We start from the raw sequence: 18,389 nt of genomic DNA on the forward strand, positions 1-18,389 counted from the left end.
GGCTTTGTGGAGCTGACGGCACATCACATCGTGAAGGAAGTGGGGGACGATCCGGACGAACCGGGATCACGCCGCCCACGCACCATCAGAACGGCGCCGACCGCGACCAGGACGAACCCCGCCACAGCGGCACCGATCGGCAACGTCCGCCCCAGCAGACGTAGTTGGCCGCTCTCGGACTTCGCCTGTGCGACCTGGTCCCGCTGAGTCGCGGCCGTGAAGGCCAGCTTCGGACTGTCCAGCAGCACCGCCGCGTCCTTCTCGCCGCCCGGGGCGCGCAGCGTCCGGCGCGGGCCGACCTGCGCGTAGATCACCCGCCCGGTGCGCTGGTCCACGACGAGCTCGATGAGGTGGTTGGCGTACCACTCCTCGGCGAGCACCTGGGCGCGCTGCGGCTCCCCGACGATCGCGCCCGGCACCAGCCGGGTCCCGGTCCGGGTGGCGGGGACGGTTCCGGTGAACCGGTAGCCCTCGTATCCGCGGATCTTCCGGGTGCCCTCGTAGCGCAGGGTGACGGGCGCGCCCAGCGAGTCGTCCCACCAGCGGTACGCGCGTTTGCGCACGTCGAAGGGGAACTTCAGGTAGGCCTCGCCCTCGAAGTACGGGTGCTCCTGGCAGCAGTGCACCGGCTCGTTCGACCTGCGGTCGGTGACCCAGCGGCCCGGTGTGAACTCCAGGGCGTCGTGGGGGTCGGCCGCGGGCAGCGACCGGTCCGTGTCGACCGTCGTCGTCACGTCCCAGACGGCCTTCCCGCTGCGCTCGCTGTCGGCGACGTCACCGCGTACGACCTGGGTGACCGTGATGTTCTGGCCGGGCACGGTCTCGACCCGGCCGGCGTCGAAGACACTGCCGGTGCCGGTGTAGACGGCGGTCGTGTCGATGTCGATCGGGTTCACGGCGGCACGCGGCTCCACGTACCAGACGAGCATCGGGGCCAGCACGAGGAGAAACGTGCCGAGGCCTATGAGGATCAGGGAGAGGGGTGAGAACTTCCGGCGCATCCGGGCACTCCAGGGGCGTGAGAAGGCTCGACGCGCGGGTGGTATCCGGTGGTTCGAGGAGATACGGATGCGTCGACACCGAGGGAGAAAGTGCACGTGCGGTATGGGCCGGGAACCGTAGGCGCACTCTTGACGGAGTGTCAATGCATTGTCGAGACTGGGCACTTGCCGGGCGGGGTCGGTGTGGGCGGTGTCCGTGGGACCACTCGGCCGTGGCCGCGCGGGCTCCCGGGGTGGGGACGACCTCCGACAGAGAGGCTGACCCTGCGATGTCCAGACTGCTCGCCACCGCGCTCACCGTCGTCGTCGCCGCCGTACTCGCCGTGGGTGCCGCCCTCGGTATCGTGGCGGTGCTCGACGCGACCCCGGACCAGCCGAACACGCCGTTGATCACGTACCGGAACGCCGGTCAGGAGCGCTGACCGTGCCGAGCCGCAGAGGCGTACGGCCGACGCTGCCGGACGGGGGCGAGGCTTCCTCCCGGCCGGGCCGGGCCGGGCTCCCGGGGGCGCGCGGGGACCCCGGCGCGGCGGATTCCGGGCGAGCACGCCCTTCGGAGACGGGCCGCGGTCGCCCACCCGGTACCGGCCCGGGCGTCCCGGACCCCGACCGGACGGCACCGGGCCGCCCGGCGGCCGCCACCGCCCGCTCGGCCTGGCACGACGTACCCCGCCTCCAGGTACGGCAGTTCGCGACGATCGCCATGGCCGAGGCGCCGGTTCTCGCCGAGGAGATCCTGCGCGAGATCCGCCGCGAGTACCCCCACCTGCCCCTGGTCCTCGACGAGTCAGGCGAGCCCATGGCCCTGGTCGGCATCCGCCGCGCCATCGAGGTCTTCGTCCAGCACCTGGAGACGCCGGAGGGCCGCCCGCGCGTCCACCCCGAGGTCTTCCAGGAATTCGGCCGCGGCGAGGGCGTGCACGGCCGCACCCTCGACGCGCTCCAGGCGATCTACCGGCTGGGGGTCAGACTCGCCTGGCGGCGGCTCGCGGAGATCGGGCAGCGCGTCGACATCCCGCCCCCCGCGATGTACGAGCTCGTCGACGCGGGATACGAGTACCTGGACGGTCTCGTGGACCAGTCCGTACGCGGCTACGCCGAGGCCGCCGCCCGGCAGGCCGGGGAGCGGCTGCGTCTCCAGCGGCGCCTGATGGAACTGCTGCTCTCCGAGCAGCACTCCCGGGGCGACACCGAGGGGCTCGTCGAACGGGCCGCCCGGATCGGCTGGCCGCTGCCCGACCGGCTGGCCGTCGGAGTCCTGCTGCGCCCGGCCCGGGAAGCCGTCGCCCCCGCCGTCGCGCCGGGCGTGCTGCTCGACATGGAGTACGAGCGGCCGCGCATGGTCGTGCCCGAGCCGGCCGCCGCGGGCCGCCCCGAGCTGCTGCACCGGGCGCTGACCGGGTGGGCCGGGGCGATCGGGCCGCCGGTGCCGACGGCCGAAGCGGTGAAGTCGCTGCGCTGGGCGGAGGCCGCCGTAGCCCTCATGGAGCGGGGGCTGCTCCCCGCCGGGGAGGTCCTGCACTGCACCGAGCACACCGAGGCGCTGGTGCTGCTCCAGCCGGAGGAGCTGATCGACGATCTCGCCCTGCGCTGTCTGGAACCGCTCGCCCACTGCGGGCCCACCCACGGCCGGCGGCTCGCGACGACGCTGCTGGCCTGGCTGGAGACCCGGGGAGGCGCGCCCGAGGTCGCGGCCCGTCTCGGTGTCCACCCGCAGACCGTCCGTTACCGTCTCCGGCAGATCAGGGAACTGTGGGGCGACGAGATCGACGATCCCGACCGCCGGTTCGAGCTGGAGCTGGTGCTCCGCGCGCAACGCCTGCGCGGTGAACTCGGCGACCCCCGTCCCCGCCGCTGACCGGCCGCAGGCCTCGCCGCCGATCCCGCCCGTCCGGCCGTCGTGCCGGGTGCGAGGATCCAACCCGGAGGTCCCTCCCGCGGGCGGCTGTGGGGTCGGTCGCGGGTGCGCCGTGGGGTCCGTCACGGGACTTCCGGGCAGGGGCCACCCCCAAACCATTGCCCGCCCGAGGCCACTATGACTAGCCTGGCCTGCGTTCGTCATCCCGATCGTCTGTTGAAATTTCGAACAAAAGATAGGGGGCCGGTTGTGGGACGCCTCGTACCTGCCGTGACCCGAGCTCTGGACATACTGGAGCTCTTTCTCGACGGGGACGGCACTCTCTCCGCCCCCGACATCGTGCGCAGACTCCAGCTGCCGCGCACCACCGTGCACGAACTGGTCACCACGCTCGCCGCCCGCTCGTACATCGTGCAGGTGCCCGGTCAGCCGGGACGGTACCGGCTCGGGGTGCGCCCGTACCAGCTCGGCAGCCGCTACGCCGAGCAGCTCGACCTCGCGGCCGAGGGCCAGCAGGTCGCCCGCTCCGTCGCCGAGACCTGCGACGAGACCGTGCACGTGGCGATCCTCGAAGGCACGGACGTCATCTACATCGCGAAGGTCGACTCCACGCACGCGGTGCGCATGGTCTCGGCCGCCGGCCGCCGTCTTCCCGCGCACTGCACCTCCGTCGGCAAGATGCTGCTCGCCTCCCTCTCCGAACCGGAGCTGACCTCGCGCGTCCCCGACGACGCCGACCTCGTCGCGATGACTCCCAACAGCATCACCGAGCCGGACGCGCTGCGCGAGGCCCTCGCCGAGATCCGCAGCCGCGGGATCGCCGTCGAGAGCCGCGAGTCCAACCCGGACGTGAGCTGCGTCGCCGCCCCGGTGCGCGACCGGGCGGGACAGGTGGTCGCCGCGCTCTCCATCTCCGTACCGATGATCCGCTGGAGCGACGACCGCCGCGTCGAGCTGGAGCAGCTCGCGGCCAAGGGCGCCGCGGACCTGTCCGAGCGGCTCGGCCACCGGAACGTGCGATGACCGCCGTCGAGGTCGCCGTCCGGTCGGACGCGGCGCTCGGCGAGGGCCCGACCTGGGACACCCGGGCCCGGCGGCTCATCTGGGTCGACATCCTCCGTTCCCGGATCCACACCTACGACCCCGCCTCCGGCCGCCGTACGGTGATGACCACCGAGCAGCACGTCGGCGCGGCCAAGCCCCGCGCGGGCGGCGGCCTGGTGGTCAACCTCCGTGACGGCGTGGGCCTCTACGGGCCGGCGGGGTCCGGCGGATCCGCCGCCGGTGCGGCCGGAGCCGAGGGTTCCGCCGGGGCGTTCCGCTGGCTGCACCGGGAGCCCGTGCCCGGCCGACGGGCCAACGACGCGGCCGTGGCCCCCGACGGCTCCCTGTGGTGCGGCACCATGCGGTACGACGAGGCGCCGGGCGGGGGCACGCTCTCGCGGATCACCCCCGACGGCACGGTCCGCCCGGTCCTCGACGACGTGAGCGTCAGCAACGGCACCGGCTGGAGCCCCGACGGCCGCCGCGTCTACTACATCGACTCGCCGACCCGCCGCATCGACGTGTTCGACATCGGCGACGATCGACTCCCGGTCAACCGGCGCCCGTTCGCCACCGTGGAGGACGGCTTCCCCGACGGTCTGACGGTGGACGCCGACGGCTGCGTCTGGGTGGCCCTCTGGGACGGCGGAGCGGTCCGCCGCTACACGCCGGACGGCGCCCTCGACCGGGTCCTCGACCTGCCGGTCCGCCGCCCCACCGCCTGCGCGTTCGGCGGCGCCGACCTCACCGACCTCTACATCACCACGGCACGTACGGGCCTCACGGCACCGCACCCGATGTCCGGCTCCCTGCTCGTCGTCCCGGGCGCGGGCAAGGGCCTGCCCCAGCCGGCCTTCGCCGGGTAGCCCACACCCGCCGGTCCCGTCGCCGGTCACGCCACGAGTCCCCGTCAGGTGCCGGTCACCGGGCGGGGACTCGCGTTTCCACGCCACCGTTTTTGCGCAAACCATTGACGGGTAAGCGCTTCCTATCTACGGTCCCGTTCGAAGTTGCGATCGTCTGACGAAATTTCGAACAGTGGGGGCAAGGTATGGCACGACCTGGCCTGAACCGCAGGCAACTCCTCTCCGCGGTGGGCGGGCTGACGGTCGCGGGCAGTCTCGGCTTCGCCGCGCTCGGCACCGGCGCGGACGCACTCGCCTCCGGCGCGAGCACCCGGGTCCGTTACTGGAACCTGTTCACCGGAGGCGACGGGGCCAACATGGTCGCGATGGTGGACGCCTTCCGGAAGGAACATCCCGGCGTCGCGGTCAAGGACTCCACCCTCACCTGGGGCGACCCGTACTACACGAAGCTCGCGATGGCCGCCGCGGGCAACCGCGCGCCGGACCTCAGCGTGATGCACCAGGGCCGTGTCCCCGGCTTCGCGCCCGGCCGCCTCCTGGACCCCTGGGACATGGGCCTGCTCACCAAGTACGGCGTCCGGGAAGCCGACTTCAACCCCGTGCTCTGGAAACGCGGCATCGTCGACGGCAAGCTCTACGCCCTGCCCCTCGACATCCACGTCCAGCTCAGCTTCTACCGCAAGGACGTCTGCCGGAAGGCCGGCCTGCTCGACGCGGACGGGAGGCTGCCGACCGCGACCTCCACCGACGACTGGTTCGCCCTCCTCAAGGCGGCCAGGAAGCAGCTCAAGGACGGCCAGCAGACCCTCGGCCTGCACGCCTTCGACCAGAACTTCTCCTGGTGGTTCTTCGTCGCCTTCTACCAGCAGCTCGGCGGCGGCTACTTCGACGACGACCGCACCGACGTCACCTTCGACACCGACAAGGCCACCCAGGTCCTGGAATTCCTCCACCAGCACGTCGCCGACGGGTACACGGTCGTCGGCCAGACCGACGCCGAGGCGTTCCTCGCCGGATCACCGTTCGTCTGGGAGGGGAACTGGTCCGTTCCGTACTTCAGCGGCGAGAAGGTCGACTACGGAGCCCAGCCGCTGCCCCCGGTCTTCGGCACCCCGGCCACCCACGCCGAGTCGCACTCCTTCGTCCTGCCGCACCAGGCCGACCGCGGCGGAGCCGCCAACGAGGGCGCGCACCTGCTGGCCGCCTACATGGTCAAGCACGCCACCGCCTGGGCGGGCGGCGGTCATGTCCCCGCCTATCTGCCGACCTTCCAGGACCCGGCCTACCTCAAGCTGACCCCGCAGAACGAGTACTCCCGCCCGGCCATGGAACACCCGGCCACCGAACCGCGCATCTGGTTCGCCGGCTCCACCGGCACCCTCGCCAAGCGGATCGGCCCGGTCGTCGCCTCCTCCAACGTCGGCTCCGCGAAACCGGCCGCCGCCGCCCACCGGATGAAGTCCGTGCTGGAGGAACTGCTGGCCACGCGGAATCCGATGGACGGCCGCACCGCCGCCCAGGAGCTGAAGGGAACCGCGGCATGACCACCACCCTCGCCCCCGCCACCGGCCTGCGGCCCCGCACGGCCACCGCGACGGAGTCCGCCCGCGCCCGCTGGGGCCGCCGGTTCCAGCACGGCGGCTGGTTCGTCACCCCGTTCTTCGTGCTGTACGGGCTGTTCGTCGTCGTGCCCGTCGTCCGCGGCCTCTACCTCAGCCTCACCGACGCCAACATCTCCGGCGACCACACCCGCTTCATCGGCCTCGACAACTACCGTGAGGCGTTCCGCGACCACCTGGTGTGGAACTCGCTGTGGCACAGCGTCCAGTTCACCCTCTACGTCGTCCCGTGCATCGTCGTCGTGGCCCTGCTCATGGCACTGATCGCCCACCACATCACCCACCTCAAGTGGCTGTGGCGGCTGTGCTTCTTCGCGCCGTTCCTGCTCCCGTCGGCCGTGGTCGGCAACCTGTGGTGGTGGCTGTTCCAGCCCACCAACGGCATGGTCAACCACGTCCTGGGCATCGACACCCCCTGGCTCACCCAGAAGTCCACCGCCATGATCGCGGTCGTCGTCGCCACCCTCTGGTGGACGGTCGGCTTCTCCTTCCTGCTCTACCTGGCCGCGCTCCAGAACATCCCGCACCACCTCTACGAGGCGGCCGAACTGGACGGGGCGAACGCTCTCCAGCGGGTGCTGCACATCACCGTGCCGAACCTGCGCACCATCACGGGCCTGGTGCTCGCCCTCCAGGTCCTCGCCTCGCTCCAGGTCTTCGACCAGGCCGTCGTCATGTACCAGTTCGGCCCGGGGCCCGAGGAATCGACCCGGACCTTCGTCCAGTACACGCTCGAACAGGGCTTCACCAGCTACCGCGTGGGCTACGCCTCCGCGATCTCCTTCATCCTGTTCCTCATCATCGCGGCCGTCGCCCTCGGGCGGATGTGGCTGCTGCGGCTCCGCGAGGAGGACGCCCGATGACCACCGCCGCCCCGACGACCGCAGACCCGACTCCCGTACCGCGCAAGGCCCGCAGCACCTGGACGCCGGGACAGATCGCGCTGACCGCGGTCGCCGCCGCCCTGTCCCTCGTGTGGATGGCCCCGCTCGGCTGGGCGCTGTCGACCTCGCTGAAGACCCCCACCGAATCGGTGACCTCACCGCACTGGATCCCGCAGCACCTCACGGCGGCGTCCTGGAAGAGCGTCATCGAGGCCGGCAACATCCCCAACTGGTTCGTGAACTCCCTGGTGGTGTCGGTCTGCGTCACCTTCGTCGTGCTGCTCGTCGCGTCCCTCGCCGGATACGGCTTCGCCCGCACCGAGTTCCGCGGCAAGTCCGCCCTGATGGCCCTGACGATGGCGGGCCTGATGTTCTCCCCGGCCATCCTCGGCGTCCCCCTCTTCGCGACCGTCCAGTCGCTCGGCATGGTCGACACCTACTGGGGGATGATCCTGCCGCAGTGCGCCCCGGCGGCCATGGTCTACATCCTCTACAAGTTCTTCCAGTCGCTGCCCCGCGAGCTGGAGGAGGCCGCGTTCATCGACGGCGCGGGCCGCTGGCGGATCTTCTTCACCATCGTCCTCCCGCTCTCCAAGCCGTCCCTGTCCGCGGTCGGGATCTTCACCTTCATCGCCTCGTGGAACAACTTCCTGTGGCCGTACATGGTGACCAACAATCCCGACCTGATGACCATGCCGAACGGCATCGCCACCGTGCAGAACTCCTTCGGCATCATCTGGCCGCAGCTCATGGCGGGCGGCCTGATCGCGGGCCTCCCGCTGATCGTCGTGTTCGTCTTCTTCCAGAGCCAGATCGTGCGGGGTGTCGCCCACACCGGTCTGGCCGGCCAGTGACCGGACGAGGAGCCCCAGTTGACCGCACCCAGACTCGCCGCCCTGCTCGCCGCTGCGGTCGTCGCCCTGCTGCCGAGCACCGCACGGGCCGACGTCGGCTACCCCGACCCGCAGCCGATCACCGGACAGCAGATCATCCATGACCCCACCGTCATCCACCTCAAGTCCGGTGGATACGTGGCCTATTCGACCGGCGGGGTGATCGGCGCACGCCTCTCCCGTGACCGGGTCCAGTGGGACGACGCGGGCAACGCCTTCGCCTCTCCACCGAGTTGGTGGTACGAGTACAACTCCACCGGCGACGCCTGGGCCCCGGACATCTCCTACCGCGCCGGCCGCTACTGGCTCTACTACGCGGTCTCCTCCTGGGGCACCAACCACTCCGCGATCGGCTTCGCCACCTCCCCGAGCGGGCTGCCCGGCACCTGGACCGACCACGGCAAGGCCTTCACCTCGGACACCGCCGACACCTGGAACGCCATCGACCCGGCCGTGACCCGGGCCGACGGCAGACTCTGGATGACGTTCGGCTCGTACTGGACGGGCATCCGCATGGTCGAGCTGGACCCGTGGACCGGCAAGGCCCTGCCGGACGCCCCCGTCCACCACCTGGCGACCCGCCCGGACGCGCCGTACGCGGTGGAGGGTCCCTACGTGGTCCGGCACGGCCGCTACTACTACCTGTTCGCCTCGTACGACACGTGTTGCGCGGGCGTGAACTCCACGTACAAGATCAGGGTGGGCCGGTCGACGTCGGTGACCGGCCCGTACACGGACAGCACCGGAACGCCGATGCTCGACGGCGGCGGCGATCTCCTGCTGGCCGGACACGGCCGCTACATCGGCCCCGGCGGCGAGTCGGTCTTCAAGGACCGCGGCCAGGACTGGCTGGCGTACCACTACTACGACGCGGACGACAACGGCACGCCCAAGCTGGGCCTGAACAGGCTGAGTTGGAAGAGGGGCGGCTGGCCCGTCGTCACCTGACGCACCCGCGCGCGCCCCACGAACCCCGAACCGGCCCCCGGCAGGGCCGGCCGCCCCGAGCCCCGGCCCCCGAGCCACCCGGGCTCCCGAGCCGCCCCGCCCCGCAAGCCACCCCCCAGCCCCAAGGCGCCCCCGAAAGGACACCATGCGCACCGCCCGCTTCGCCCTCGACCCCGCCTTCACCATCGGCGAGGTCAACCCCCGTCTCTTCGGCTCCTTCGTCGAGCACCTCGGCCGCTGCGTCTACACCGGCATCTTCGAACCGGACCATCCCGCCGCGGACGCCGAGGGCCTGCGCACGGACGTGCTGGAGCTGGTCCGCGAGCTCGGCGTCACGGCCGTCCGCTACCCCGGCGGCAACTTCGTCTCCGGCTACAACTGGGAGGACTCGGTGGGCCCCGCCGAGGAGCGGCCGCGCCGTCTCGACCTCGCCTGGCGCTCCACCGAGTCCAACCGGTTCGGGCTCGGCGAGTACATCGGCTTCCTGAAGAAGATCGGCCCGGAGGCCGAGCCGATGATGGCCGTCAACCTCGGCACGCGCGGGGTCGCCGAGGCCCTGGAGCTCCAGGAGTACGCCAACCACCCCTCGGGGACGGCCCGTTCCGACCTGCGGATCGCGCACGGCGACAAGGACCCGTTCGGCATCAGGCTCTGGTGCCTCGGCAACGAGATGGACGGCCCCTGGCAGACCGGCCACAAGACCGCCGAGGAATACGGCCGGCTCGCCGCCGAGACCGCCCGCGCGATGCGGCAGATCGAGCCGGACCTCGAACTCGTCGCCTGCGGTTCCTCCGGACAGGGGATGCCGACCTTCGCCGCATGGGAGGCGACCGTCCTCGCCGAGACGTACGACCTCGTCGACCACATCTCCCTGCACGCCTACTACGAGGAGACCGACGGCGACCGGGACTCCTTCCTCGCGTCCGCCGTCGACACCGAGTCGTTCATCGAGAACGTGGTGGCCACCTGCGACCACGTGGGCGCCCGCCTGAAGTCCACGAAGCGGATCAACCTCTCCTTCGACGAGTGGAACGTCTGGTACCAGAGCCGGCCCAACCCGCACCCCGTCGAGGACTGGCAGGAGGCCCCGCGCCTGCTGGAGGACGTCTACACCGTCACGGACGCGGTCGTGTTCGGCTCGCTGCTCATCGCGCTGCTGCGGCACGCGGACCGGGTGACCGTCGCCTGCCTGGCCCAGCTCGTCAACGTCATCGCGCCGATCATGACCGAACCGGGCGGTCCGGCCTGGCGGCAGACGACGTTCCACCCGTTCGCGCAGGCCTCGGCGCACGGGCGCGGGCAGGTCCTCGACGTCCGGGTGGACTCGCCGACGTACGCCACGCGCAAGTACGGCGAGGCGGACCTGCTGCACGCCACCGCGGTGCGCGCCGAGGACGGCTCGGTGACCGTCTTCGCCGTCAACCGCAGCCGGACCGAGCCGCTGCCGCTCGAAGTCGCGCTGAACCGGCTGGGGTTGACGACGGTCGCCGAGCACAGCGCGCTCGCCGACGCCGACCCGGACGCCGCCAACACCCTGCACGACCAGGAGCGGGTGACCCCGCACCCGGTCGAGGGGACCACGCTCCGGGACGGCACGCTGAACGCCGTCCTGGAGCCGCTGTCCTGGAACATGATCCGGCTGGTCTAGGGCGTGACGGTCGTGGGGCCGGGGGAGGCCACCGGGCTCACCGGTACTCCTCCGGCCGCGCTGCCCAGCAGCGTCAGTTCCACCCGCCCGGGGCCGGCGGACGTGGTCCCGTCGGACAGCACCGCCAGGGCGAGTGTGTTGGGCCCCCGTGTGCGCAGCACCCCGTTGGGGAGGACGAAGGTGTGCTGGGGTCCTACGTCGTTGATGTACTGGCCCATGTTCCAGCCGTTCAGGAAGATCTGGACGCGATAGGCGCGCGCCGGATCGTCGGTGAGGGTGAGCCCGATCGACGCGTCCACACCGGTGTCGACGGCGAGCCGGAAGCCCGTGCGGTACCAGGTGACCCCCTGCCGCCGCTCGGCGCGCGGGAGGCCGACGGTCCTCCAGCCGGTGTCCGCGAACCCGGGCAGATGCCAGCCGTGCCGTTCCCCGTGCAGACCGCCGGTGTTGAGCGGTCCGCGCACCGGATCGGGGGCCGCCGTGCCCTGGATGCGCCACCGGACCGCCGGAGCGGCCCCGGCGAAGGCGGCGGCCGTCAGCCCCCGGGCCGCCTTGTGCGTGTCGTCGGCCCTGCCGTCCTCGTCGTGCTGCATCCGCCGGACCAGGACGGACAGCACGTGCGAGGGCCCGCCGCGCGGCCGGACGGGAAAGGTGGCGGTGGCCGCCCAGGTCCCCTGCCGCACGGTCTTCTTGTCCGGCACCGGCATCCGGTGGGTGCCCAGCGGCACACCGTCCAGCCAGGCCATCAACAGCCCCTGGGCGCCCGCCGTATAGGACAGGGACACGGACTCGGCGGCGCCCGCGTCCGCGAAGTGGCCCCGGTACCAGACGTCGCCGTAGTGGAAGCCGTAGTCGTCGGCGAACAGCACGGGCTGCCCGGCGGGTACGGGAGTGATGCTGGACGAGGACGTCCTGTCGGTGACCCGCCAGGCCCTGTCGTCGTAGTCGGCCGCCGACTCGGGATTCCCCTCGGCCCGGCGCCAGGCGGTCAGCGCGGGCAGCCGCACCTGGTCCACACCGGCCAGCGGCCGTTCGGCCCGCAGGCTGCCGGAGGGGGTCCCGTGGGCCTTCAGCCTCTTCTCGTTCCAGACCAGTTCGCTCACCCCGCGCGGTCCCCACACCTCCAGGTCCGCCGCCCGTACCGTGTCGCCGGTGAGCCGGACGCTCGTGCCGTGCACGGCGGCCGTGCGCAGCAGCGCCGGACCGAGCACCAGCACCGGACCCGACGGGGTGTCGTGGCGCCACAGCAGGCGGGAGCTCTCGTCGTCGGCGAACAGCAGCAGGAGGGGAGCGGCGACACCGCCGCCGTCCACCCGGACCCGGGTGACGCCGTCCAGCACGGCGTCGATCCGCAGCACCCCGTCCCCGTAGCCGTGTGCGGCGTCGCCCTCCAGCACGGTGACCGTCGGCTCGCCCGCCGACTCCACGCAGGTGCGGGTCGACTCGCCGGCCCGGCCGGTGAACACCGCGATGTCCTGCCGCCCGGCGGTCAGGCACAGCATCGGCTGGGCGGTGGACCAGCTCAGCCTCCGGCGTCCCAGGGCGATGCCGGCGGCGAGCAGCCGGGCGTCGAGGCCGGGCACCGGCACCGCGACGGTCGTCCCGGCGAGCGCGACGGAGGCGACGGTCTCGGTGGGCGAGTCGTTGCGCAGCACCTGGAAGCGCGCCTTCGTGTCCGGATTGACCAGGTGGTACGCCGTGATGCCGGGACCTGGCACCGGGGTGCCGTCGGGGTCGGCCTCGACGGGGTCGAGTTTCGCCATGTCGGGTACGGAGTGCAGCAGTTGGCCGATCTGGTGCATCGGGACGAGCTTGTCGGTCGGCTGCCGCGCCTCGTCGAAGGCGGCCCCGTAGTCGTACGACGTGTAGACGATCGGCGCGGGCAGCCAGCCCCAGGAGGTGCCGCCGAAGGTCATGTAGACGTTGTGGACCGTGATGCCGTTGGCGAGGTTGGTGAGGTAGAAGCGCCGTTCGTAGGCCGCGTTCCTGGTGCGGCGGGACTCCGCGTATCCCAGGCCGTCGAACTCGGCCCCGCCCCAGGGGTCGAACCAGCCGCCGCCGAACTCGGGGATGAATCCGGGGGTGTCCGGACTGGCGGTCGAGCCGCCCTTCATGCCGCCGGGGCCGAAGTGCCCCCAGTCCGGTGGTGTCCTGAAGGGGGAGGGGTAGCCGTCGAAGCCGTAGAGGTAACGCCCTCGCTCGCCGCCGGTGTCGAAGGTGCCGGGGGCCCAATGCCCGTTCCTGCCCTTGTCGTTGTGGAACAGCGGCACGTCGATGCCGTCGGCCCGCACCTTGGCGTACAGGTGCGCCATGTAGGCGCGGCCGGTGGGCTCGGCCACGTGGTTGTCGTACTCGTTCTCCAACTGGTAGAGGACGATCGTGCCGCCGCCGTCGGTGTAGAGGTGGCGGGCGGCGATGCGGTGGACGGCGGTCAGCCACTCGTCGGCGTACTTCAGATAGTCCGGGTCGGAGGTGCGGGCCACCCCCGGGGTGACGGTCAGCCAGCCGGGGAAACCGCCCGCGTCGACCTCGGCGTTGATGTACGGGCCGGGGCGCAGGATGACGTACAGGCCGGTCTCGGCGGCGGTCCGCAGGAAGAGGTCGAGGTCGCGGACCCCGGTGAAGTCGTACTGACCGGGGGCGGGCGAGTGGTAGTTCCAGGCGACGTAGATGCTGACGGCGTTGTAGCCGTGCGCGCGCAGTTTCTGCAGGATGTCCCGCCACAGGGACGGGCTCGGCAGCCGGAACGGGTGGATCTCCCCGGACCAGATCACCAGGCGCCTGCCGTCGATCAGCATCGAGTAGCGGTCGAAGCCGACCGTGTGCGGCCTGCCGTCGGCGGTGGGGGGCGCGGGCGCGGGTCCGGTGGGTGCGAGGGGCGTCCTTCCGGCCGCGGTCGCCTCGTCGCCCCCGCTGCCGCTCAGTGAGAGGCCGAGCGCGGCGGTTCCGGCGAATGCGCTGAAGGTACGTCTGCTCAACACCATACGGGTCCTCCCGGGGACGGCGATGGGGTTCCCCCGCTCGGTCCGAGCCCGAGAACCCGGGGGAGGTGCGGCCATTGTCCACAGGGGCAGGTCATTTAATGGTGATATGACGATCTCGGCGCGGGAGATTACGCGGTATGGGCGCGGCCGGGGGCGGCCCGCGCGGTCGCGGGCCGCCCCCGGCCTCCGTGGGGGGAAAGTACGGGTCAGTCGCTCTGGACGCCGAGCGTCAGGGTGCCGGTGTATCCGGCGGAGGTGGTGCTGCCGAGGGCCGTCAGCGTGAGGAGGCCGGAGGAGGCCCCTCCGCCGTCGTAGACGGAGTCCTGGGTCAGGGTGGTGCGGGTGACCTTGTTGGTCGAGTACGGGGACACCTTGGCCATGGCCGTGGTGATCGTCTCGCTGAAGAAGAGCTGACCGGTGTGGAGTTCCGTGCCGCCGGTGAAGGAGCCGTCGGAGGTGAGGGTGACGCCGGTGTGCACCTTGACGTGGATGTGCACACAGCGGCCCCGGTACCAGCCGGGGTAGATCGTGGTGAGGTTCGCGACGCCGGAGGAGTTCGTGAGGACGCCGCCGCGCAGGAACGTGCCGTCGTCCGCCTCGCTGTGGCCGTTGTTGCCGACGAAGCCGGAGTACTCGCCGAGGGAGTCGCAGTGCCAGATCTCCACGAGGGCGTTGCCGATCGCCGCGCAGGTGGAGTCGTCGACGACGGTGAGGGCCAGCTTGAGCGGGGCGCCCGCCTTGCCTTCGGTGACGTCGGCGCGGACGAGTTGTCCGTCGAGGTAGTAGGGGCCTTCGGTCATCTCCTTGGTGAGGGTGCAGACGGCCGCCGCGGCGGCCGGGGCCGCGTCCGTCACGTCGGTGACGGGGGCGGGGGCGGAGCCGGCGGGTGCCGCGGCGCCCACGGCCAGGGCCGCGGCGGTGACGCCCGTGGCGACCAGTACGGTTCGGCGTCCGAGAGGTGCCTCTGACATGTCTTTCGAGGGGGAAGCTGTCATGAACACGGCACCGTAGGAGCGCATGCTGTCGGTCGGCTGTCAGTTCCGCAAAGTGACAGCCCGTCAAGCTCGTTGTTGGACACCTTGCCCGGCCCCGTTCCGGAGCGGGGCACGCACCGGTTTCCGGCCGCACAGGGGTGTGACGGCAGAAGGGTGCGGGCGAAGGACGAGCGGGTCGGTGCCCTGGCTCCGCGGGCACCGCGCCGTGGTGTCCGGCGCCGGGTTCGCGGCGCCGGACACAGGGGTCCCGCGGCGCCGGGCGGGCGTCCTTCTGCCCTGCCCGCGCCGCAGGTCATGGGCGGCTCCCGGCGGCGGGCCCGTGGCCCGGCCGCGCGGAGGTCCGCCCGGAGAGATGAGTGGCCTAGGGCGTGTTTCGAAAGTCCCGTCTGGCTCGCGACGCCTGGCACGGCGCCTCGCCGCGTTGTCGGGATCGCCCGAGTACGCCCAGTACGCGGACGACCCTCCGCCTTGCGATGCACCGCACCAGACGCCGCGAGCCCCGCCCTCCGGGCGGACGACGCTACTTTCGAAACACGCCCTAGCCGGCCTGGTTGTACAGCATCGCGCCGACGGCTCCCCAGCCGCCGTCCGCTGGGGGAGGCGGTGGTTCCGGCTGCGTCCTGCCCCGGACCTGGGCCGCCGTCAGACCGCCCTGCGCGCCCATGGAGGCGGGGTTGGCCATGCCTGGCATTCCGGTCTGGGCGGCGGGCTGGAGACCGGCCGACTGGGCCGGGCCGGCCATCGCCGCGGGCGGCGTCTGGGCCGGCATCGCGCCCGGCCCCTGGGCCGCGGCCGGCCAGTTGGTGGGCTGCGGACCGGGGTAGCCGGGGGCCGCCATCGGCTGCTGCGGGGCGGGATAGGCGGCCGCGGCCACGGGCTGCTGGACGGGCTGCTGGACCGGATAGGGCGAGGCGGGCCGTACGGGCGGGCCGGGCGGGAGGCTGGGCTGCGGGGCCGCCGCGGCGACCTGCTGGGGCGCGGGCGCGGGCTGTCCGGGCCAGGCGTTCGCCTGCGCGGCCAGCCCCTGCATTCCCGCTCCGTTGGTCGAGCCGACGAGACGGTCCACCATGGCCGTACCCGAGCTGTAGCCGGTCCCGTTGCTCAGCTCGGGTACGGCGGTTTCCTTCCTGGACCCGAACAGCACCTGTTCCAGGCCCGACACCAGGCGGCGTACATCCGTCTGCGGACGTACCACGAGTCTCAGGAAGCGGCTGGACGAACCGACCTTGTTGCCGCACTCGCGGACCAGGATGCGGTGCTCGGTGAGCAGCCGGTCCCGGACCACCGTGCCCTCGGCGCCGACGGGAAGGCGTACGAACAGGAAGTTGCCCTGCGAGGGGTAGATCGTCAGGCCGGGCAGCGCGGAGAGCTGGCGGGCCATGTCCAGCCGGTCGCGGCGGACCATGTGCAGGCTCTCCATGTACTCCTTGCCGTGGTTCTTGAGCATGAACACCACGGTCTCCGCGAAGGAGTTGAGGTTCCACTTCGGCAGCATCGAGCGGACCTTGCCCGCCAGCGAGGGGTTGGCGACCATGTAGCCGAAGCGGATGCCGTGCAGGCCGAAGTTCTTGCCGAGACTGCGCAGCACGATGACGTTGGGCCGCATGACCGCGTCCTCGACCACGCTGGGCTCCGACTCGGCGTCGGCGAACTCCAGGAACGACTCGTCGATGACGACCAGGTCCAGGTCGGCCATCGCGTCCATGAACTGGATGACCGACTGGCGCGGCAGGAAGCCGCCGTCGGGGTTGTTCGGGTTGCAGATCACGGCGACCTTGGTGCCGCGCGCGCGGATGAACTTGGCGTACGCGGCGAGGTCGAGCGCGAAACCGGTGGACTCCTGGAGCGGGAACATGTCGACCCGCTTGCCGGTCTCCATCGGCTGGTCGGTCCAGCGGCCGAACGTGGGGACGGGTATCGCGAGGGACTCACGGACCAGCAAGTGATCGATCCATGTGATGAGTTCGGTCGAACCGTTGCCCATCGCGACGCACTGCGGCGGAAGTTGGAGCAGCGAGCACAGCTCACTGGTGATCGTGTCGGCGCTGCTCGGGTAGTAGGTGATGATCTCCCGCAACCGGCTCGCGAGTTCGTCGAACATCGCGGGCGTGGGGAAGTACGGGTTGCAGGGAATGCAGAAGTCCACCGGGCCGGCTCCGTCGCCCTCCCGCGTCAGTGCGGCCATCGACGGGCTGTGCGCCGCGGTGCCGCGAAAGAGCGAGGTGACATTGCCGGCCATGGAACCTCCGTGTGGGGCGAGCCCGCTGGGGAGGACGGGCCCTCCGTCTTTGGGTGGCCCGCGCGGGGGAGCGCGGGCCGCCCTTCCATACGGACACGGATGTGGCGCTGTTCAATCACTGCGCAATCGTGCGGACTTTGTGAACCGACTGTGAGGTCCGGTCACACGACGAACGCATTTACGTGCGGGGTCCGGTCACCCACCGGACGCGTGCACCGGTGCGGTCCGGGTCACGCGCCGAACGAGTGCACCGTGGAGGTCCGGTAGGTCTGCCCCGGCCGCAGTACCGTCGAGGGGAACGACGGGTGGTTCGGGGAGTCCGGGAAGTGCTGGGTCTCCAGGCACATGCCGTCGCCCTGCCGGTAGGTGCGACCGGAGGGGCCGACCAGGGTGCCGTCCAGGAAGTTGCCCGAGTAGAACTGCACGCCCGGCTGGTCCGTCGCGATCTTCAGGGTGCGGCCGGACCTCGGGTCGCGCAGGGTCGCGATGTGCTCGGGCCGGGTGGTGACGCCCTTGTCGAGGACCCAGTTGTGGTCGAAGCCCTTGGCGGTGACCAGCTGCGGGTGGCCGACGCGGATGTCCCGGCCGATCGGCTTGGCCGTGCGGAAGTCGAAGGGGGTGCCGGCGACCTTCGCCAGCTCACCGGTGGGGATGAGTCCCGAGTCGGTGGGTGTGAAGCGGCCCGCGGCCAGGTGCAGCTCGTGGTCGTAGATGCCGCCGCTGCCCTCACCGGCGAGGTTGTAGTACGTGTGGTTGGTGAGGTTGACGACCGTGGCTCTGTCGGTGGTGGCCCGGTAGTCGATGCGCCAGTCGCCGTGCGCGGTGAGGGTGTACGTCACCCTCACCTTCAGCGTGCCCGGGTAGCCCATCTCGCCGTCGACGCTGGTGTAGTACAGGTGCAGGCCGACGTCGGAGCCCGAGGTGAAGCCCTCGATGTCCCACACCTTGGTGTTGAAGCCCTTGGCGCCACCGTGCAGGCTGTTCACGCCGTCGTTGACGGAGAGCTGGTAGCTCTTGCCGTCCAGGGTGAACTGCCCCTTGGCGATGCGGTTGCCGTAGCGGCCGATCGTCGCCCCGAAGAACGTGGTCCCGGCGACGTACGACGCCAGGTTGTCGTACCCGAGGGAGACGTTGGCGTAGTGACCGTGCCGGTCGGGGATCTCCAGCGACTGGACGATGCCGCCGTAGGAGATGACCTTCAGACGCGTGCCGCCGTTCGCCAGCGACCAGCGGTAGATCTTGGTCCCGTCGGCGAGCCTGCCGAAGAGTTCCTTCTCGGGCTTCCCGCCACCCGAGGCGTGCGCCGTGCCGATGGTGGCCGCGGTTAATCCCGCTGCCGCCGCCGCTGCTATGACCGTACGTCTGCTCGTTTCCATGCGGCTCCTGCCCAAATGGAGGGGCCCCGCCTTT

Annotated in this window: 14 protein-coding genes; 9 read left to right on the plus strand and 5 right to left on the minus strand. The window is 71.3% G+C overall.

Translation table 11 applies throughout. The features are described from left to right. Positions 1 to 23: 23 nt before the first annotated feature. Positions 24 to 1,001 carry a DUF3068 domain-containing protein gene (locus OHT01_RS27115; RefSeq protein WP_328555720.1) on the minus strand — a complete coding sequence of 326 codons (978 nt, stop codon included), beginning with the start codon at positions 999 to 1,001 and terminating at the stop codon, positions 24 to 26. 269 nt (positions 1,002 to 1,270) lie between these two features. Here OHT01_RS27115 and OHT01_RS27120 point away from each other — a divergent pair, with 269 nt between their 5' ends. The 9 genes from OHT01_RS27120 (at position 1,271) to arfA (ending at position 10,761) form a co-directional block, all read left to right on the plus strand. Further along, positions 1,271 to 1,423, plus strand: a complete 153-nt coding sequence (locus OHT01_RS27120) for a hypothetical protein (RefSeq protein ID WP_328555721.1) — start codon at positions 1,271 to 1,273, stop codon at positions 1,421 to 1,423. Between the two features lie 275 nt (positions 1,424 to 1,698). Then, positions 1,699 to 2,859 (plus strand): helix-turn-helix domain-containing protein, encoded by a 1,161-nt coding sequence (locus OHT01_RS27125; protein ID WP_328558281.1) that lies wholly within the window; start codon positions 1,699 to 1,701, stop codon positions 2,857 to 2,859. A gap of 249 nt (positions 2,860 to 3,108) precedes the next feature. Further along, positions 3,109 to 3,882 (plus strand): IclR family transcriptional regulator, encoded by a 774-nt coding sequence (locus OHT01_RS27130; RefSeq protein ID WP_328555722.1) that lies wholly within the window; start codon positions 3,109 to 3,111, stop codon positions 3,880 to 3,882. Next, positions 3,879 to 4,769, plus strand: coding sequence for an SMP-30/gluconolactonase/LRE family protein (locus OHT01_RS27135; RefSeq protein ID WP_328555723.1), 891 nt, complete (start codon positions 3,879 to 3,881; stop codon positions 4,767 to 4,769). Before OHT01_RS27130 ends, OHT01_RS27135 begins: the two co-directional genes overlap by 4 nt. A 185-nt stretch (positions 4,770 to 4,954) precedes the next feature. Further along, complete coding sequence (locus OHT01_RS27140; protein WP_328555724.1) at positions 4,955 to 6,313, plus strand: extracellular solute-binding protein; 1,359 nt, start codon at positions 4,955 to 4,957, stop codon at positions 6,311 to 6,313. Continuing rightward, entirely contained in the window at positions 6,310 to 7,251 is a 942-nt protein-coding gene (locus OHT01_RS27145; protein ID WP_328555725.1) for a carbohydrate ABC transporter permease, read from the plus strand. Before OHT01_RS27140 ends, OHT01_RS27145 begins: the two co-directional genes overlap by 4 nt. Further along, positions 7,248 to 8,126 carry a carbohydrate ABC transporter permease gene (locus tag OHT01_RS27150; RefSeq protein WP_328555726.1) on the plus strand — a complete coding sequence of 293 codons (879 nt, stop codon included), beginning with the start codon at positions 7,248 to 7,250 and terminating at the stop codon, positions 8,124 to 8,126. The genes OHT01_RS27145 and OHT01_RS27150 overlap by 4 nt, the downstream gene beginning before the upstream one ends. Before the next feature lie 18 nt (positions 8,127 to 8,144). Next, positions 8,145 to 9,113 carry an arabinan endo-1,5-alpha-L-arabinosidase gene (locus OHT01_RS27155; protein ID WP_328555727.1) on the plus strand — a complete coding sequence of 323 codons (969 nt, stop codon included), beginning with the start codon at positions 8,145 to 8,147 and terminating at the stop codon, positions 9,111 to 9,113. Positions 9,114 to 9,258: 145 nt separating this feature from the next. Beyond that, entirely contained in the window at positions 9,259 to 10,761 is a 1,503-nt protein-coding gene (arfA, locus tag OHT01_RS27160) for an arabinosylfuranosidase ArfA (protein WP_328555728.1), read from the plus strand. Here arfA and OHT01_RS27165 read toward each other — a convergent pair. From OHT01_RS27165 to OHT01_RS27180, 4 genes are all read right to left on the minus strand, one after another. Further along, entirely contained in the window at positions 10,758 to 13,745 is a 2,988-nt protein-coding gene (locus OHT01_RS27165; protein WP_328555729.1) for a beta-galactosidase, read from the minus strand. The genes arfA and OHT01_RS27165 overlap by 4 nt on opposite strands. Positions 13,746 to 13,951: 206 nt before the next feature. After that, on the minus strand, positions 13,952 to 14,716 hold the full coding sequence (locus OHT01_RS27170) for an intradiol ring-cleavage dioxygenase (protein ID WP_328555730.1): 765 nt from the start codon (positions 14,714 to 14,716) through the stop codon (positions 13,952 to 13,954). Positions 14,717 to 15,278: 562 nt separating this feature from the next. After that, complete coding sequence (locus OHT01_RS27175) at positions 15,279 to 16,979, minus strand: pyridoxal phosphate-dependent aminotransferase (protein ID WP_328555731.1); 1,701 nt, start codon at positions 16,977 to 16,979, stop codon at positions 15,279 to 15,281. Between the two features lie 230 nt (positions 16,980 to 17,209). Continuing rightward, positions 17,210 to 18,355: an aldose epimerase family protein gene (locus tag OHT01_RS27180; RefSeq protein WP_328555732.1), complete on the minus strand. Its 1,146-nt coding sequence runs from the start codon at positions 18,353 to 18,355 to the stop codon at positions 17,210 to 17,212. Positions 18,356 to 18,389 lie beyond the last annotated feature (34 nt).

This window comes from Streptomyces sp. NBC_00358, from assembly GCF_036099295.1.
GTDB lineage: Bacteria > Actinomycetota > Actinomycetes > Streptomycetales > Streptomycetaceae > Streptomyces.

What these genes read in the sequence shown, in the direction of transcription:
- OHT01_RS27115 (WP_328555720.1), bottom strand. Translation starts at nt 1,001, where the DNA reads ATGCGCCGGAAGTTCTCACCCCTCTCCCTGATCCTCATAGGCCTCGGC.
- OHT01_RS27120 (WP_328555721.1), top strand. Translation starts at nt 1,271, where the DNA reads ATGTCCAGACTGCTCGCCACCGCGCTCACCGTCGTCGTCGCCGCCGTA.
- OHT01_RS27135 (WP_328555723.1), top strand. Translation starts at nt 3,879, where the DNA reads ATGACCGCCGTCGAGGTCGCCGTCCGGTCGGACGCGGCGCTCGGCGAG.
- OHT01_RS27140 (WP_328555724.1), top strand. Translation starts at nt 4,955, where the DNA reads ATGGCACGACCTGGCCTGAACCGCAGGCAACTCCTCTCCGCGGTGGGC.
- OHT01_RS27145 (WP_328555725.1), top strand. Translation starts at nt 6,310, where the DNA reads ATGACCACCACCCTCGCCCCCGCCACCGGCCTGCGGCCCCGCACGGCC.
- OHT01_RS27150 (WP_328555726.1), top strand. Translation starts at nt 7,248, where the DNA reads ATGACCACCGCCGCCCCGACGACCGCAGACCCGACTCCCGTACCGCGC.
- arfA (WP_328555728.1), top strand. Translation starts at nt 9,259, where the DNA reads ATGCGCACCGCCCGCTTCGCCCTCGACCCCGCCTTCACCATCGGCGAG.
- OHT01_RS27165 (WP_328555729.1), bottom strand. Translation starts at nt 13,745, where the DNA reads ATGGTGTTGAGCAGACGTACCTTCAGCGCATTCGCCGGAACCGCCGCG.
- OHT01_RS27170 (WP_328555730.1), bottom strand. Translation starts at nt 14,716, where the DNA reads ATGTCAGAGGCACCTCTCGGACGCCGAACCGTACTGGTCGCCACGGGC.
- OHT01_RS27175 (WP_328555731.1), bottom strand. Translation starts at nt 16,979, where the DNA reads ATGGCCGGCAATGTCACCTCGCTCTTTCGCGGCACCGCGGCGCACAGC.
- OHT01_RS27180 (WP_328555732.1), bottom strand. Translation starts at nt 18,355, where the DNA reads ATGGAAACGAGCAGACGTACGGTCATAGCAGCGGCGGCGGCAGCGGGA.